The organism is Microbulbifer sp. S227A, assembly GCF_049800935.1.
Window position 1 is genome coordinate 613,182 of sequence record NZ_JBNAFZ010000001.1, and the last position, 15,335, is coordinate 628,516.

At 63.3% G+C, this 15,335-nt stretch carries 13 protein-coding genes; 8 read left to right on the forward strand and 5 right to left on the reverse strand.

The window, feature by feature from the left end; translation table 11 throughout:
* Nucleotides 1-57: 57 nt before the first annotated feature.
* The 3 genes from ACP15R_RS03000 to ACP15R_RS03010 form a co-directional block, all read right to left on the reverse strand.
* Nucleotides 58-1,227, reverse strand: a complete 1,170-nt coding sequence (locus ACP15R_RS03000; RefSeq protein WP_424984890.1) for an acetyl-CoA C-acetyltransferase — start codon at nucleotides 1,225-1,227, stop codon at nucleotides 58-60.
* A 45-nt stretch (nucleotides 1,228-1,272) separates the two neighbouring features.
* Nucleotides 1,273-1,902: a glutathione S-transferase family protein gene (locus ACP15R_RS03005; protein WP_424984891.1), complete on the reverse strand. Its 630-nt coding sequence runs from the start codon at nucleotides 1,900-1,902 to the stop codon at nucleotides 1,273-1,275.
* 177 nt (nucleotides 1,903-2,079) lie between these two features.
* Nucleotides 2,080-2,571: a class I SAM-dependent methyltransferase gene (locus ACP15R_RS03010; RefSeq protein ID WP_424984892.1), complete on the reverse strand. Its 492-nt coding sequence runs from the start codon at nucleotides 2,569-2,571 to the stop codon at nucleotides 2,080-2,082.
* A gap of 207 nt (nucleotides 2,572-2,778) precedes the next feature.
* Between ACP15R_RS03010 and ACP15R_RS03015 the strand changes: the two genes are divergently transcribed.
* From ACP15R_RS03015 to ACP15R_RS03040, 6 genes are all read left to right on the forward strand, one after another.
* On the forward strand, nucleotides 2,779-4,551 hold the full coding sequence (locus tag ACP15R_RS03015; RefSeq protein ID WP_424984893.1) for a dipeptide ABC transporter ATP-binding protein: 1,773 nt from the start codon (nucleotides 2,779-2,781) through the stop codon (nucleotides 4,549-4,551).
* Nucleotides 4,544-6,472 (forward strand): ABC transporter substrate-binding protein, encoded by a 1,929-nt coding sequence (locus ACP15R_RS03020; RefSeq protein ID WP_424984894.1) that lies wholly within the window; start codon nucleotides 4,544-4,546, stop codon nucleotides 6,470-6,472. The genes ACP15R_RS03015 and ACP15R_RS03020 overlap by 8 nt, the downstream gene beginning before the upstream one ends.
* Nucleotides 6,472-7,500, forward strand: a complete 1,029-nt coding sequence (locus ACP15R_RS03025; protein ID WP_424984895.1) for an ABC transporter permease — start codon at nucleotides 6,472-6,474, stop codon at nucleotides 7,498-7,500. Before ACP15R_RS03020 ends, ACP15R_RS03025 begins: the two co-directional genes overlap by 1 nt.
* Entirely contained in the window at nucleotides 7,497-8,651 is a 1,155-nt protein-coding gene (locus ACP15R_RS03030; RefSeq protein ID WP_424984896.1) for an ABC transporter permease, read from the forward strand. Before ACP15R_RS03025 ends, ACP15R_RS03030 begins: the two co-directional genes overlap by 4 nt.
* The gene (locus ACP15R_RS03035) at nucleotides 8,641-8,997 is read left to right on the forward strand and encodes a hypothetical protein (RefSeq protein ID WP_424984897.1); all 357 of its coding nucleotides are present in this window, start codon (nucleotides 8,641-8,643) and stop codon (nucleotides 8,995-8,997) included. The genes ACP15R_RS03030 and ACP15R_RS03035 overlap by 11 nt, the downstream gene beginning before the upstream one ends.
* A gap of 128 nt (nucleotides 8,998-9,125) precedes the next feature.
* The gene (locus ACP15R_RS03040) at nucleotides 9,126-9,479 is read left to right on the forward strand and encodes a hypothetical protein (protein WP_424984898.1); all 354 of its coding nucleotides are present in this window, start codon (nucleotides 9,126-9,128) and stop codon (nucleotides 9,477-9,479) included.
* A gap of 6 nt (nucleotides 9,480-9,485) precedes the next feature.
* Here ACP15R_RS03040 and ACP15R_RS03045 read toward each other — a convergent pair whose 3' ends face one another.
* Together ACP15R_RS03045 and ACP15R_RS03050 are read right to left on the reverse strand one after the other, a co-directional pair.
* Nucleotides 9,486-10,175, reverse strand: coding sequence for a TorF family putative porin (locus ACP15R_RS03045; protein WP_424984899.1), 690 nt, complete (start codon nucleotides 10,173-10,175; stop codon nucleotides 9,486-9,488).
* Nucleotides 10,176-10,192: 17 nt separating this feature from the next.
* Nucleotides 10,193-12,565: a mechanosensitive ion channel domain-containing protein gene (locus tag ACP15R_RS03050; protein ID WP_424984900.1), complete on the reverse strand. Its 2,373-nt coding sequence runs from the start codon at nucleotides 12,563-12,565 to the stop codon at nucleotides 10,193-10,195.
* A gap of 325 nt (nucleotides 12,566-12,890) precedes the next feature.
* Here ACP15R_RS03050 and ACP15R_RS03055 point away from each other — a divergent pair, with 325 nt between their 5' ends.
* Nucleotides 12,891-14,102 (forward strand): glycosyltransferase family protein, encoded by a 1,212-nt coding sequence (locus tag ACP15R_RS03055; RefSeq protein WP_424984901.1) that lies wholly within the window; start codon nucleotides 12,891-12,893, stop codon nucleotides 14,100-14,102.
* Entirely contained in the window at nucleotides 14,099-15,334 is a 1,236-nt protein-coding gene (locus ACP15R_RS03060) for a glycosyltransferase family 4 protein (RefSeq protein WP_424984902.1), read from the forward strand. The genes ACP15R_RS03055 and ACP15R_RS03060 overlap by 4 nt, the downstream gene beginning before the upstream one ends.
* Nucleotide 15,335: the final 1 nt, after the last annotated feature.

Below are 15,335 nucleotides of genomic sequence, written 5' to 3' on the forward strand. Positions count from 1 at the left end.
GGGCGAGGGGCTCTGCCCCTCGCGCTCCCCGGGATATTTTCAGCAGGAAAAAGGGGGCTAGAGCGCCTCGACAATCGTGACATTGGCGAGGCCGCCGCCCGCGCACATGGTTTGCAGCCCATAGCGTTTGCCCCGAGCCCGCAGGGCATGGACAAGCGTTGTCATCAACTTGGCGCCGGAGGCGCCCAGCGGATGGCCAAGGGCAATCGCGCCGCCATTCACGTTCAGCCGCTCGGGATCGCCGCCCGTATGCCTGAGCCAGGCCAGCGGAACCGGCGCAAAGGCTTCGTTGACTTCGAAGAGGTCGATATCGTCAATCGTCATCCCGGCCCGCCGAAGCGCGCGGTCGGTGGCGAAGAGCGGTTCTTCGAGCATGATCACCGGATCGCCCGCCGTCACGGTCAGGGCATGGATGCGCGCCAGCGGAGTCAGGCCGTGTGTTTGCACCGCCTGTTCCGAAGCGATCATCACCGCGGCGGCCCCGTCGCAAATCTGGCTGGCATTGCCGGCGGTGATCACCCCGTCGCCCGTCAGCGAGCGCAGCGCGGCGATTGCCCGAAACGTGGCGTCGGGGCGGATACCCTCGTCGCGTTCATGCAGGTCCGCCCCGCCCCCGGTCATGATCTTCAGTGGCAGAATCTCGTCCTTGAACGCGCCTGTGCGGGTGGCTCGGGCGGCGCGTTGGTGGCTCAGCAGCGCATAGGCATCCAGATCGTCGCGCGCCAGGTTCCATTTGCGGGCCAGCATCTCGGCACCGGTGTACTGGCTGAACATCACCTCGGGATAATTGCGGGCAAGCTTCGGACTGGTGGGGCTGCCGGGTGTGGCCCGGCGCGCCCATCGCCCGGTGGTGCCCATGGCCACGCGGCTCATGCTTTCGGCACCGGCGGCGATCACCACATCCTGGGTGCCGGACATCACCGCCTGGGCGGCAAAATGGATGGCTTGCTGGGACGAGCCGCATTGCCGGTCGATGGTCACGGCAGGCACGCTTTCGGGCAAGCCCGAAGCCAGCACCGCATTGCGGCCGAAATGCAGCCCCTGTTCCCCGACCTGGCTGACGCATCCCATGATCACGTCATCCACCGCATCCGGTGCCACCCCCGCGCGCTCGACCGCCGCGTCCAGCATTGCAGCGGCGAGGTCGACGGGATGCCAGCCGCCCAGACGGCCATCGCGTTTGCCACCGGCGGTGCGGGTGGCGCTTACGATATAGGCCTGGGGCATCAAGGGTCTCCTGTTATCCGGTCCGGTGGCGCGTGGTAAGCGGGCCTAGCGTGCGGCGCTTGGCCTTGCGGCGATGTTGTCGAACCAGGTGCGGCACGCGCTATGACCGTCAGGGATGTTCATCCGGATGACACGGGCAAAATCCACCAGCACAAATGCGGTGATGTCGGCCAGGGTGAAATGGTTGGCGGCGAGAAACGGGCTGTCCCTGAGCCGTTCTTCGAGAATGTCGAAAAACGTCGCCACGCGGGCCTTGCCCCGTTCCGCGAGTTCGGGGATCTGTTCATAGTTCTGCGGGCCGGGGATGGCGCGGCTCTTCATGCGGGGGCTGGAATTGCGCAGGGCCTCGGCAATCGGCAGCCCGCCCTGCTGTTCCGCGATCGCCGTCCACATCAGGACCAGGCCCTTTTCATCCGCCGTGCGCCCCATCAGCGGCGGCTCGGGGTGGCGGGCTTCGAGATAGGCGGCGATCCCGAGATTCTCGGTCAGCGTGGTCCCGTCCTCGGTGACCAGAACCGGCAGCGTGGCGCGCGGGTTGATGGCCAGGAACTCGGGTTGCAATTGCTGCCCTTCGGCGATGCTGATGTCGCGGGTCTCGGGATCGAGCCCCTTTTCGGCAATGAACATGCGTGCGCGGCGGGGGCTGGGGGCGGTCGAGCAATCGTAGAACAGCATGGGTTTCCTTTCGTGCTGGCGGCGCGCGCGACGGTGCCGTGCCGATTTGCAATCGCACGCCCGCCGCGGCCGCGGTCACGGCAGGGTCCAACCGCGCGATCAGAAAGTCCAGCCCCCGGATCGCGTGGCGCGCGGCCACGCCGTGGATCAGCTGGGAACGATACCCGGGCTCTGCTCCTATCGTTTCAGGTAGACAAAGCAGCGTTCAGGCACCGCGCCCCCGGGCAGCGGCATTTCCGCGAGGCCATCGAAATACATCCGGTCGCTGGACACCATCATGCCGCCCTTCGCCAGCAACGGTTCGATCAGCGGCGAGACCTTGCGCGCAAAGAGATCGTTCTTTTCCCGGTTGTGCCCGCCGAGATCCGCGTGGATCAGGCTGGCCACCGGCCCCATTCTGGCCAGCGTTTGCGGCAGCGTTTCGGTCACGTCGCCCAGGATCGTCAGCTCCTTTGGGGGCGTGCTGTCGGGATGCGAGGCCACCGCGCGTTCGAACACGTAGATGTCGCGCCCGCTAATCCGGTTGCGCATGTGGTGATAGGTGCGCCCGTTGCCAAGGCCGAGTTCGAATACCGGCCCCGTCATGGCCGCGGTTTCGGCGATTGCATAGTCAAGGCAGGCGCGTTGCGACACCATGCGGTCGATAAAGAGGTCGAGGCGGCTGGTCATGGCGGATCCTTCGTGGTCGGTTGCCGCACTCATGACAAAGAAGCGCGCCAATGTGTAGGCCCCGCCCGCGATTTAAGGCAGCCGCCCTGCTCCGGGAAAATTCATGTTTGACTACGGACACATTGCCAAGCGAAGGTGGCAGCGGAGCAGGAACCGGGTACACAAGGGCATGATACGGCTAAGTCACAGACAGACGGGCGCGCGTGGATGACTCCGCTCCTGTCGGTCGAGAATCTCTGCATCGGCTTTGGCAAAGGGCCGGATGTTGTCAGGAACGTCAGCTTTGACGTGATGCCCGGTCAGACCCTCGCGCTGGTCGGGGAATCCGGGTCGGGCAAAACGGTGACCTGCCGTGCCATCCTGCGTATCCTGCCGCGTATCGCGCAGATCCGCAGCGGACGGATCACCCTGAACGGGCGCAGCAACGGGCTGGAGTTGACCGATCTCAGGGAACGCCGGATGCGCGACATTCGCGGCGACGCGGTGTCGATGATCTTTCAGGAACCGATGCGCTCGCTGTCGCCCCTGCACAAGATCGGCAACCAGGTGAGCGAGGTGCTCTGGCTGCACAAGGACATGGGCGAACGCGAGGCGCGGCGGATCGTTCTGGAAAAATTCGAGCGGGTGGGCTTTCCCGATCCCGAGAGGGCCTATGCATCCTATCCGTTCGAGATGTCGGGCGGCATGCGCCAGCGGGCGATGATCGCCATGGCCATGGTCAGCGAGCCCGACCTGCTGATCGCGGACGAGCCGACCACGGCGCTGGATGTGACCACACAGGCGCAGGTTCTGGGCCTGATGAAAGAACTTCAGGCCGAAATGGGAATGGCGATGATCCTTGTCACCCATGATCTGGGCGTTGTGGCCAACATGGCCGAACAGGTCGTGGTGATGAACAAGGGGCGGGTCATGGAGGCCGGTGCCGCCGATGCCATCCTGAGTGCCCCGGCCCACCCCTATACGCAGCAATTGTTTGACGCCGCCCCGGCCATTCCCGGCACGCCAGAACTGGCTCCGCCGCTGGAGCAGGACGACCTGATCCTGCATCTGAGCGCGGTGTCCAAGACCTATACCATGCGCAGCCAGTCGATGTGGAAGCCCGATCTGCTGATCCATGCCTGCCGGGGCGTCGATCTGAGCCTGCCGCGCGGCAAGACGCTGGCGATTGTCGGCGAAAGCGGCTCGGGCAAGACCACCGCCGCACGGATCGCATTGGGGGCGGAGCCGCCGGACGCCGGTGGCGAGGTGTTGTTTCGCGCCACGCCCGACAGCGACCCGATCGCGGTTCACAAGATGGACAGGGCCGCGCGCGTCGCTTTCCAGAAACAGGCGCAGATGGTGTTTCAGGATCCCTACTCCTCGCTCAGCCCGCGCATGCGCATTCTCGACGCACTGACCGAGCCGCTGGACATTCACCGCATCGGCACCCCGGCCGAACGCCGCGAGATGGCGGCGGCGCGATTGCGGTCGGTGGGGATGAACCCGGACATGCTGCAACGCTATCCCCACGCCTTTTCCGGCGGCCAGCGCCAGCGGTTGTCGATCGCGAGGGCGATGATGCTCGATCCGGCGTTGATCGTCTGCGACGAACCGACAAGCGCCCTTGATGTCAGTGTCCAGGAACAGATCCTGACCCTGCTCGAGGACATCCGCGACGAGATGAACCTGTCATACCTGTTCATCAGCCACGATCTCGCGGTGGTGGCGCGCATTGCCGACGAGGTTGCGGTGATGCGCCAGGGGCTGGTGGTGGAACAGGCCCCGCCGGAAACCCTGTTCTATAACCCACAGCACCCCTACACCAAGGCGCTGATCGCGGCGCAGCCGGAACCGGACATCAACCGGCCGATCAATCTCAAGCTGGTGGCGCAGGGGGCCGGTTCGCCCGAGTCATGGCCCGAGGCCTTTCGTTTTTCAAACACCGTGATACCTTCGCTCACGCAATTGGAACCCGGTCACAAGGTGCGTTGTCATGTTTGAGTCACCCCGTCGCGTGCTGCTCGGCGCTGTCGCGTCGCTTCTGGCCACGCCACTGCTTGCCGCGCCGGCCATTCCCGATCCGGTCGAAAGCACATTCTGGGCCGCCGAGGTCCAGCGCGGCGACCTGCCGCCGGTTGCCGAGCGGCTGCCGCAGGCACCTCAGGTGGTCGATCTGGAAAGCCGCGGCAGAACGCCCGGGGTTCAGGGCGGCACGCTCAAGACGCTGGTCAGCCGCAGCAAGGACATCCGCCAGATGGTGGTCTATGGCTATGCGCGGCTGATCGGATATGACGCGAATTACCACCTGCAACCGGATATCCTGCTGTCCTTTGACAGCGAGGGCGACCGGGTCTTTACCCTGCGCCTGCGGCCCGGCCACAAATGGTCGGACGGTGCACCCTTTACCTCGGCGGATTTCGAGTATTGGTGGAAGGATGTCGCCAACAACGAGCTGCTCAACCCGTCGGGACCGCCGGATTTCCTGCGTGTCGAAGGGGCCCTGCCCAAGGTCAGCTTTCCCGATGAAACCACCATCATCTATGAATGGGACCGCCCCAACCCGAACTTTCTGGCGACGCTGGCACAGGCCCGGCCGCCCTTTATCTTTCGCCCGGCGCATTTCCTGAAACAGTATCACGGCGACTATGCCGATCCCGAGGCGCTGGCCGAGGCGATCGAGGATGTCCGCGCCAGAAGCTGGGCGTCGCTGCACAACAAGCTCGACAACATGTACCAGTTCGACAATCACGAACTGCCGACGCTGCAACCCTGGATGAATTCAAGCTCGGGCAAGAAAATCCGGCACCTTTTTGTTCGCAACCCCTATTTCCACCGGATCGATCCGAACGGGCTGCAACTGCCCTATATCGACGTGGTCGAGATGGAGATCGTCAGCCCCGGCCTGATCGCTGCCAAGGCCAATGCGGGCGAAACCGACCTTCAGGCGCGCGGGCTGGATTTCCGCGACATCTCGATCCTGCGCAAGGGCGAGGCGGATGGCGGCAATTACCGCACGCTGCTCTGGGGCAATGCGGTGGCGTCGCAGATCGCGATCTATCCCAACCTGAACTACAACGACCCGGCCTGGCGCGCGGTGTTGCGCGATGTCAGGGTGCGCCGCGCCCTGTCGCTGGCCATTGATCGCGACACGATCAACAAGGCGTTGTATTTCAAGCTGGCCAAACCCGGCGCCATGGCGGTTCTGCCGGCCAGCCAGTTCTTTTCGCAAGAAAACCGCGATGCCTGGGCAAGCCATGATCCCGAAGCCGCCAACGCCCTGCTGGACGAGGCCGGGCTGACAGAGCGCGGCGGCGACGGGATCCGGCTGTTGCCCGATGGGCGGCCCATGGAGGTCGTGATCGAAACCGCGGGAGAACGGCAGGAGGTCGAAAACGCGCTCCAGATCATCACCGACGACTGGCGCGGGATCGGCGTCAAGCTGGTGATGCGCCCGCTGGATCGCGACATCCTGCGCAACCGGGTCTATTCCGGCGATACCATGGCCTCGGTCTGGTATGGCTGGGACAACGGCATTCCGCGGGCCTATACATCGCCGGCCTATGTGGCACCCACCGACCAGGTGTTCTTTGCCTGGCCGAAATGGGGTCAGTATTACCAGACCCACCAGGATTCGGGCGAAGCCCCCGACATGGCACCGGCCATCCGCCTGATGGAATTGCTGAACGAATGGGAACTTGCCACCGACGAAGCGGGCCGCAGCGCCGCCTGGACCGAAATGCTGAAAATTCACGCGGACAACGTGTTTGCCATCGGCACCTTGGCCGAGGCCCCGCAGCCCGTGGTGGTCAACAAGCGGCTGCGCAATGTTCCCGAACTTGCGCTTTGGGCATGGGATCCGGGGGCGCATTTCGGCATACACCGCCCGGACGAGTTCTATTTTGCCCCTGACGGAACCGATTGATGAGCATTCTGCGCTACGCGCTCTACCGCTTTGCGACAATGCTGCTGACGCTCCTGGTGGTGTCGGCGCTGGTGTTCCTGATCATCAACCTGCCGCCCGGCGATTACCTTTCCAACCAGATCGCCGAACTGCGCGCCACCGGGCAATCCGCCGGGGTCGACAAGGCCGAATTCCTGCGCAAGGAATACGCGCTCGACCGGCCGCTTTACCAACAATACCTGATCTGGATTGGCTTCATTCCGGGGCCGAACGGGTTTTCCGGGCTGATACAGGGCGATTTCGGCTGGTCCTTCGAATTTGACCGCCCCGTCGCCGATATTGTCGGCGAGAGCCTGTGGCTGACGGTTCTGGTCAATCTTGCCGCGGTGCTGTTCGTCTACCTGATCGCCCTGCCGCTTGGGGTGCTCGCCGCCGCGCGGTCGAAAACATGGGTCGATTACACCTCGGCCTTTGTCGGCTATCTTGGCCTGGCGACGCCGAACTTCCTGCTGGCGCTGATCATGTTCTACTATGGCCACAAGTATTTCGACCTGCCGATCGGCGGCCTGATGGACCCGGTCTATGAGGGCCAGCCGATGACATGGGACAAGGTGAAATCGATCCTGATCCACCTGATCGTGCCGACCTTCGTGATCGGCACCTCGGGGGCCGCCGCGATGATGCAGCGCCTGCGCGCGAATCTGCTCGATGAACTGGGCAAACCCTATGTGGAAACCGCCATCGCCAAGGGGATGAGCCCGCCGCGCATGCTCACCAAATACCCGCTGCGCATGGCCTTCAACCCGTTTGTCGCCGATATCGGCAACCTGCTGCCCTCTATGGTGTCGGGCTCGGTTCTGGTGTCGGTGGTGCTGGGGCTGCAAACCATCGGGCCGACCCTGCTGACCGCGCTCAAAACCCAAGACCAGTTTCTTGCCGGTTTCGTGCTGATGTTCGTGGCCCTGCTGACGCTGATCGGGACGATGATCTCGGATGTGCTGCTGGTGCTGCTTGATCCGCGTATCCGCTATGAGGGGCGCGAAGCATGAGCCGATTGCCCGATGGCCGCTATGTCGATGACGAGCCTTTTGACCCGGTTGCCAATATCCAGGAACTCGAACGCAAGGATCTCGACGCCCCGGCCTGGCTGCTGGTGTGGCGCAAGTTCCGCAAGCACAAGCTGGGACTCGTGTCGGGGATTTTCCTGCTGATCTGCTACCTGTTGCTGCCGGTGGCCGGGTTCATCGCGCCCTACACCCCGAACGAGCGGAACTCGGATTTCCTTTATGCGCCGCCGCAATCGGTCAACCTGTTTCACGAGGGCGAATTTGTCGGCCCCTTTGTCTACCCCACCGTGGCCGAGGCGGATCTGGTCACGTTCCAGTGGAAATTCGTCACCGACACCACCCGCCCCCTGCCGCTCGAATTCTTCTGCGAGGCCTCCGAATACAAGCTTGCCGGGCTGATCCCCACCACCACCCACCTGTTCTGCGCGCCCGACGGGGCCACGGTGTTCCTCTGGGGCTCGGACCGGCTGGGGCGCGACGTGTTTTCGCGCATCCTCTACGGGGCGCAATTGTCGCTGACCGTCGGGCTGATCGGCATTTCCGTCTCGTTCATCCTTGGCATCGGTTTTGGCAGCATCGCCGGCTATTTTGGCGGCAATATCGACTGGACCATCAACCGGCTGATCGAGATCCTGCGCTCCTTGCCCGAACTGCCGCTGTGGCTGGCCCTGTCGGCGGCGGTGCCGTCGAACTGGGGTCCGGTATCGGTGTTCTTCATCATCTCGATCATCCTCGGCATTCTCGACTGGCCCGGCCTGGCCCGGGCGGTGCGGGCCAAGTTCCTGTCACTGCGGGAAGAGGAATATGTCCGGGCCGCCGAAATGATGGGCGCAAGCTCGGGCAGGGTGATCCGCAAGCATCTCTTGCCCAATTTCACCTCGCATCTCATTGCCTCGGCCACCCTGTCGATCCCGGCGATGATCCTGGGGGAAACCGCACTGTCCTTTCTTGGCCTCGGCCTGCGCGCCCCGGCGGTCAGCTGGGGGGTGATGCTGAACGATGCGCAGAACCTCGCGAGCATCGAAATCTATCCCTGGACGGCGATTCCCATGCTGCCCATCATCGTCATCGTTCTGGCCTTCAACTTCCTCGGCGACGGGCTGAGGGATTCGCTCGATCCCTATGCGGACTGATCCCTGGTGCCCGTTCCTGGCAATGGCGCTGCTTGCGGGTTGGGCCGGACAGGCGTTGTCACAATCCGCTCCGGCCGACGACTGGACCCGCCGCAAATGCGACCTGTACGGCGCGGCATGGCAGGATGTCGTCCGCACGCATGACATGGCGGGGATTCGTCCGGGCTTTCTGAAAAAGCATCAGGATTTCATCGACTTGGGTTGCCCCCAAGACATGCGGGTTTGCGCCGCATCGGCCGGGGAAATCCGGCTCGCGGACCTCATGACCATCCTGTCGATGAACGAGGGCATGGCCAGTACGTTTGTTCCGTTTGGATGCCCGGATCAGGAACCTGAACGCCCCTGAATTCACAATCACGTAATTTTGTTTCACGCGATCATCTAAAATTTGCCCAATTCTTATCCATGTAGTAACATGATCATGTTTTAGTTCAGTTTGTATCTTAACGATTGGAAGTAGTCATGAGTATTGTAATGAGTGAACGTTTCAACCGCCCGGACCGCCCCCTCCCCAATCTTTGGACCGAATTCAGCCGCGGACACGACGAAAGCGCGCTGGATTGCGAGACCGCGGTTTCGCTGGCCTGCCATCTCAGCCCGACCTTCAAGAACGCCACCGGCTGGGGCAATCTGGTTCGGGAACTGGCGGCACAGGGTTTCGCCCTTGTATTCCAGGGCGAGCGCCTGATCCTGGTGAACGAGGAAACCGGGATCGACCTTTGCACCTGTGCCTTTCTGGGTCACAGCTTTGCATCGCTCACCCAGCGGCTGGGCAAGCCCTGCGTCGAAGCGACCACCGCCCGCGTCATGCCGCGTCCGCACGCGTAAGCGGCCCTATCGCTGGAACGGCGCGCCCAACAGGCGGAACAACGGGGTTTGCAGGTTGCCCAGCGACACGCGGAACACCAGCCCCTCGTCGCCCGATCCTGACCCTTCATACCTGACGCCGGCGGACCAAGTGTCGTCGAACGTATAGGACGCTCCGACGCTCCAGTATTCATGGGCGTTGGAATCGCTATAGCCATAGATGCCCGCGAATCCGAGTTTGGCTGTGGGCTCATAGGCCAGGGTAACGCTGCGGTTGAAATTCCCGGCTCGCGGATCATAGGCGACATAGCCGGTCAGGCCGAACTGATCGGTCAGCGGATAGCCCAGCGTCAGCTTGGCCTCGCCACAGCAGTCGCCGCTGTCATCATACAGGTAGCGCGCGTATCCCACATCCATGAACAGGTCATTGGCGAACAGGTTGCGATAGCCCACATACAGATCGATTTCCCAATCGTCATTATCGCCGAAATCCACGTTGGATAGCCATGTCCCGGCATAGAAGCCGTTCAGTTCGACTTCGAAATAAGGCTGGATCGCGGGTTTTCCATCGGATTGCGTCCGCCCGTTGGACACATAGTTTGACACCACGTCCACGCCAAACACATAGCGGACCGCCCCCGTGTCCTGTGCCCCGGAGGCGCCCGCCGCGCAGATCGTGCAGGCCATGATGATCCCGCATGTGGCATTTGCGTGCACGGTGCCCTCCTGTTCGCTCAGCGGTCGTCCCCGCCCGGTCCGATTTCTTCGAGATAGTCATCGTCAATCGCGCCCCGCGCCGCACCGGCCACCGCCTCTTTCTGGGCCGGGGTCAGGTCGTTCGGATTGGCATCCGCCAGGCGCACGGTCACTTCGCGATGCGCAAAATGGATGCCCTCGCGCGCGAACAGGGCGCGGATTTCCTCGTAAACCTTCTTGCGCACCAGCCATTGATCGCCGGGCTTGGTCATGAACTTGACCCGGATGATCATGGCGCTGTCCTGCATCTCGATCACGCCTTGCGATTTCAACGGCTGAATGAAATTCTCGCCGATCACCGGATCACTCAGCAATTCCTGGCCCAGCTTCTTGATCAGCTTGCGCACTTTCTCGACATCGGTGTCATAGGTCACCCGCAACGGCAGTTTCATGATGACCCAGTCGCGGGAATAGTTGGTCAGAACCTTGATTTCCCCAAAGGGAATGGTGTTGAGCGCCCCGAGATGATGGCGCAGTTGAAAGGAGCGGACCGAGATTTTTTCGACCGTCCCCTTCACATCGCCAATGTCGATATATTCGCCCTTGCGAAACGCATCGTCGATCAGGAAGAACGCACCCGAGAAAATGTCGCGCACAAGGGTCTGTGCCCCGAATCCGACCGCAAGCCCGACAACACCGGCACCGGCAAAGAGCGGACTGACATTGATGCCCAGTTCCAGCAACGCGATCAGCGCAATCGACACCAGCACGATCGCCAGAATGGCCCCGCGGAACAGCGGCAGCAGGGTCGCCAGCCGGCTGGCGCTGCCCGCGCCGCCCTCATCGCCCAGCTCGGCCTCGGCCTCGTCCACGGTCTCTTCCGCGATCTTGCTGTCGATCCAGATGCGGAAGAAATTATAGACGATATAGCCGATGAACAGGATCGTCACCACGTCCAACAACCGCCCGATCACCGAATCCGGCAGCAGCAGGTTATCCGGATCCCAGACCCGCAGCAGCGCGTAGGCCCCGGCCACAAAGGCCAGGATTCCCGACACCCGCCGGGCCAGCGCCTCGTAGGTCATGATATGCCGTTTCGGCGCAGCTTCGGCGGGCGGTTCGGCGTCGTCGGGTTGTTGCGCGCCGTCTTCTTCGGCCTCGGCGGCGGCGTGCTCGGTATTGATCTGCTCCACATGGCGGATGCGCTCGAACAGCCGCTCGATCACATAGTTGATGACCCCGTAGACGATGATGATCGACAGGAACACCGCATAGGCCCCGGCGACAAGCGGGATGGATTCGTTGCGCTCCAACACCAGGTCAAAGGACAGTTCGAACCAGCCAAAGATGACGTAACCAATCAGCACCGGCGCCCAGGCCATCGACAGGGTTCGGATCAGCCACGAGACCTCGACCGCCTTGCGTCCACCCCGGATCGCGTTGGAAATCGCGTTGCGATTGAACAGGATCATCGCGATATTCCCCAACGCCGCGACCAGTTCGAGCGAACCGTAGAGAATGGCATAGACGTTGTAATTCAGCCCGAAATCCGCGATCCAGGTGCTGAACATGATGGCCGCGATGCTGTAGCTTCCAAGGATCACCGCCCAGCGATAGAGCCGCAGCGCCTCCTTGTCCGACAGAACCGGAATCCGGTATTGCGGCAGGAAGGGCGACAACACCATCCGCCAGAGATCGGACAGGGTGCGCGCCAGAAAGAACGTCAGGAAAATCGCCGCCACCGTCAGCTGGATTGACTGGTCCGGTTCCTCGCGAAAGAACAGCGCGCCCAGCAGATAGGCCACCAGCATGGCAAACAGCGTGCCGCCAATCCCCATGACAAAGCGAAATACCAGGAACGGCATCTTGTCCCGATAGCCCTGTGGCTGATCCAGTACCCTGGAAACCACGAAATTCCGCACGATGCGCTTGCCATAAATTTCGCGCGAAGCGAACCAGCCCACCACCAGCAGGGCAAGCGACATCAACAGAATGCGCAGATAGGTCGTGATCTGGCCGTCCGGGCTGGTGGCGCGCAGGATGAATGTCACCTCGTTGACCGAATTGGGCAGCGCAGCGAGCCGGTTTGCAAGGGTTTCGCGAAACTGGTTCACCTCGGCCTGGGTCTGCATCAGCGGCGAGGCATGATCCATCGGCGTGCCCGAGGCCGGTGGCTCGGCCTTCGGCGTGTCGCTCGGGGCCGCCGCCGCGACCAGCTTGCCATCGCCATCCAGGATGATGACATTGACCCCGCTTTCTGCGGCCTGCTTGATCGCCGCGCTCAGGTCGCTGTCGGTGCTTTTGCTCTCGGTGCTGCTGCCAAATCCCGGCAGGGTTTGCGCCTGTGCGGTGATCGCGATACCGCAGGCAAGACAAAGGGCAATCAGTAGCTGAAACAAGAAACGGCTCATTCGCGCGGCACTTCCCCTGGGTATTTTGACATCGAACGCTACAGGAGCCCCCCTGCCGGTGCAAACCGCTTCGGTCACAGTCTGTCATTCTCGGGCAATTTGTGGTTTGCAATCAACGACAGGTCTACTAGTAGGGACAATGTGGTCCAAATCACGGGCCGGTCCCGCCGGGTGGCATCGATGGCCCGGAGATGCGAAACCAAGGTTGTGGCCGCCCCCTGTCGGCCGCAGAGGCAGGCATGAGACACGATATGGTATCCGACCCGCATGCGCGCCTCGCGGTGCCCTCGCTGAACGACGGGACGCCGAATGACGGGGCATGGTCATGAACCCGACACTAGCGACGATGACGCCACGCCCGCCGCGCATCATGCTCTACAGCCACGACACCTTTGGCCTGGGCCACCTTCGGCGGTCGCGCGCGCTGGCCGAGGCAATCACCCGCGCCAACCCCACCGCCTCTGCGCTGATCCTCACGGGGTCGCCGGTTGCGGGGCGGTTCACCTTTCCGGCACGTGTCGACCATGTGCGCCTGCCCGGTGTGACCAAGCTGCGCGATGGCAGCTATGAATCCCAGACGCTGGGCATGGATATCGAACAAACCACCGAGCTGCGCGCCGGGCTGATCCGGGCGACGGCGGAACAATACGATCCGGATATTCTGATCGTCGACAAGGAACCCACCGGTTTTCGTGGCGAGCTGTTGCCGACGCTCGACCTGCTGTCCGGAGAGCGTCGGGCGCGGCTTGTGCTCGGGCTGCGCGACGTGCTGGACGAGCCGGCGGTGCTCGCGGCGGAATGGGACCGCAAGGGGGCCATCGCGGCAACCGAGCGCTATTACGACGAACTCTGGATCTACGGGCTGCGCTCGATCTACGATCCCACCGAGGGGCTGGCGCTTGGCGAAGATGTCAAGCGCCGGATGCATTGGACGGGTTATCTGCGCCGCGCCCTGAGCACCGAAGCCGCGCCGGTCGACGATCCCTATGTCCTGGTGACGCCAGGCGGCGGGGGCGACGGGCAATCCATGGTCAACCTCGTGTTGTCGGCCTATGAACAGGACCCGACTCTCGGCCCGCGCGCGATGCTGGTCTATGGCCCCTTCCTTTCCGGCGAGACCCGCGCCGATTTCGAGGCCCGCGTTGCCAAGCTGAACGGGCGGGTGACCGCGGTGGGCTTTGACTCGCAAATCGAGGCGCTGTTCGCCGGGGCCGAGGGCGTGGTCTGCATGGGGGGGTACAACACGTTCTGCGAGGTGCTGTCCTTTGACAAGCGCGCGGTCATCGTACCACGCACGGTGCCGCGCCTTGAGCAATATATCCGCGCCAGCCGCGCCGAAGAGCTTGGCCTCGTGCGGATGCTGTGTGACACCGGCCAGGGCATGACGACGCAATCCATGATCGACGCGATCCGCGCCCTGCCCGATCAAACCAAACCATCACAGGCCGTTTCCGACGGGTTGCTGGACGGGCTCGACTATGTCACCGACCGCGTGTCCGTCCTGTTGGCCAAAGCGGCGGACAAGGCGGCAGAATGACCAGGAAACTTGCGGTCGTGGTCAAGGGATGGCCCCGCCTGTCCGAAACCTTCATCGCGCAGGAACTGGTGGCGCTGGAAGAGGCTGGCCATGCCTTTGACATCTGGTCGCTGCGCCATCCGACCGACACCAAGACCCATCCCCTGCATGACCGTCTGCGGGCAGAGGTGCGATACCTGCCCGAGTATCTGCACCACGACCCCGCCCGCGTCTGGAAAGCCCGCGAGATCGCCCGTCGCCTGCCCGGCTATGCCGCGGCCTATGCGGTCTGGCGGCGCGACCTTGCCCGCGACCTCGACAAGAACCGCATCCGCCGCTTTGGACAGGCCTGCGTTCTGGCCGCGGAACTGCCCGCCGGTACACGCGGGCTTTACGCGCATTTCCTGCATACGCCCGCGTCGGTCGCGCGCTATGCCGCGATCATGCGCGGGCTGCCGTGGAGCTTTTCCGCCCATGCCAAGGATATCTGGACCTCGCCCGATTGGGAGATCTCCGAGAAACTGGCAAGTGACGCAACCGGGGCGACCTTTGGTGCCACCTGCACCGCCTATGGCGCAAAACAACTGCGCCGCCTGTCCGCCGACCCGGCGCGGATCGACCTGATCTATCACGGGCTTGACCTCAGCCGCTTTCCCGAACCGCCGGACCATGCGCCGCGCCGCGCCGGTGATCCGCTGCGGCTCATGTCGGTGGGGCGGCTGGTCGAGAAAAAGGGGTTTGACCGCCTGATCGCCGCATTGGTGCAACTGCCCGGCTCGCTGGACTGGCATTGGACGCATATCGGCGGCGGCCCCTTGTCCGCGCCGCTTGCGCAGCAAGCGCACGCCGCCGGCATCGCACCCCGTATCACCTGGCGCGGCCCCTGCGATCAGCCACAGGTTATCGAACAGATGCGCAATGCCGATCTGTTCGTCCTGCCCAGCCGTATCGCCGAGGATGGCGACCGCGACGGGCTGCCCAACGTGCTGATGGAAGCCGCCAGCCAGCGCCTCGCGATCCTGACCACCGCCGTTTCGGCGATCCCCGAATTCATCGAGGACGGCGTTCATGGCACCCTGTCCGAGGACAGCCCTGCGGCCCTTGCCGCCGCGATCACCAGGCTTGCAGCCGACCCGGAACAGGCGCACGCCATGGCCGACGCCGCGCTGAACCGTCTGCGCGCCGAATTCGTGATGGAGCCCGGTATCGAACGGCTGTCGCGCCGCCTGCACCGCCTGACCGAAAGCGTTTGAT

Coding starts and splice junctions, on each gene's coding strand:
- ACP15R_RS03000 (WP_424984890.1), bottom strand. CDS start 1,227: ATGCCCCAGGCCTATATCGTAAGCGCCACCCGCACCGCCGGTGGCAAA.
- ACP15R_RS03005 (WP_424984891.1), bottom strand. CDS start 1,902: ATGCTGTTCTACGATTGCTCGACCGCCCCCAGCCCCCGCCGCGCACGC.
- ACP15R_RS03010 (WP_424984892.1), bottom strand. CDS start 2,571: ATGACCAGCCGCCTCGACCTCTTTATCGACCGCATGGTGTCGCAACGC.
- ACP15R_RS03015 (WP_424984893.1), top strand. CDS start 2,779: ATGACTCCGCTCCTGTCGGTCGAGAATCTCTGCATCGGCTTTGGCAAA.
- ACP15R_RS03020 (WP_424984894.1), top strand. CDS start 4,544: ATGTTTGAGTCACCCCGTCGCGTGCTGCTCGGCGCTGTCGCGTCGCTT.
- ACP15R_RS03025 (WP_424984895.1), top strand. CDS start 6,472: ATGAGCATTCTGCGCTACGCGCTCTACCGCTTTGCGACAATGCTGCTG.
- ACP15R_RS03030 (WP_424984896.1), top strand. CDS start 7,497: ATGAGCCGATTGCCCGATGGCCGCTATGTCGATGACGAGCCTTTTGAC.
- ACP15R_RS03035 (WP_424984897.1), top strand. CDS start 8,641: ATGCGGACTGATCCCTGGTGCCCGTTCCTGGCAATGGCGCTGCTTGCG.
- ACP15R_RS03040 (WP_424984898.1), top strand. CDS start 9,126: ATGAGTGAACGTTTCAACCGCCCGGACCGCCCCCTCCCCAATCTTTGG.
- ACP15R_RS03050 (WP_424984900.1), bottom strand. CDS start 12,565: ATGAGCCGTTTCTTGTTTCAGCTACTGATTGCCCTTTGTCTTGCCTGC.
- ACP15R_RS03055 (WP_424984901.1), top strand. CDS start 12,891: ATGAACCCGACACTAGCGACGATGACGCCACGCCCGCCGCGCATCATG.
- ACP15R_RS03060 (WP_424984902.1), top strand. CDS start 14,099: ATGACCAGGAAACTTGCGGTCGTGGTCAAGGGATGGCCCCGCCTGTCC.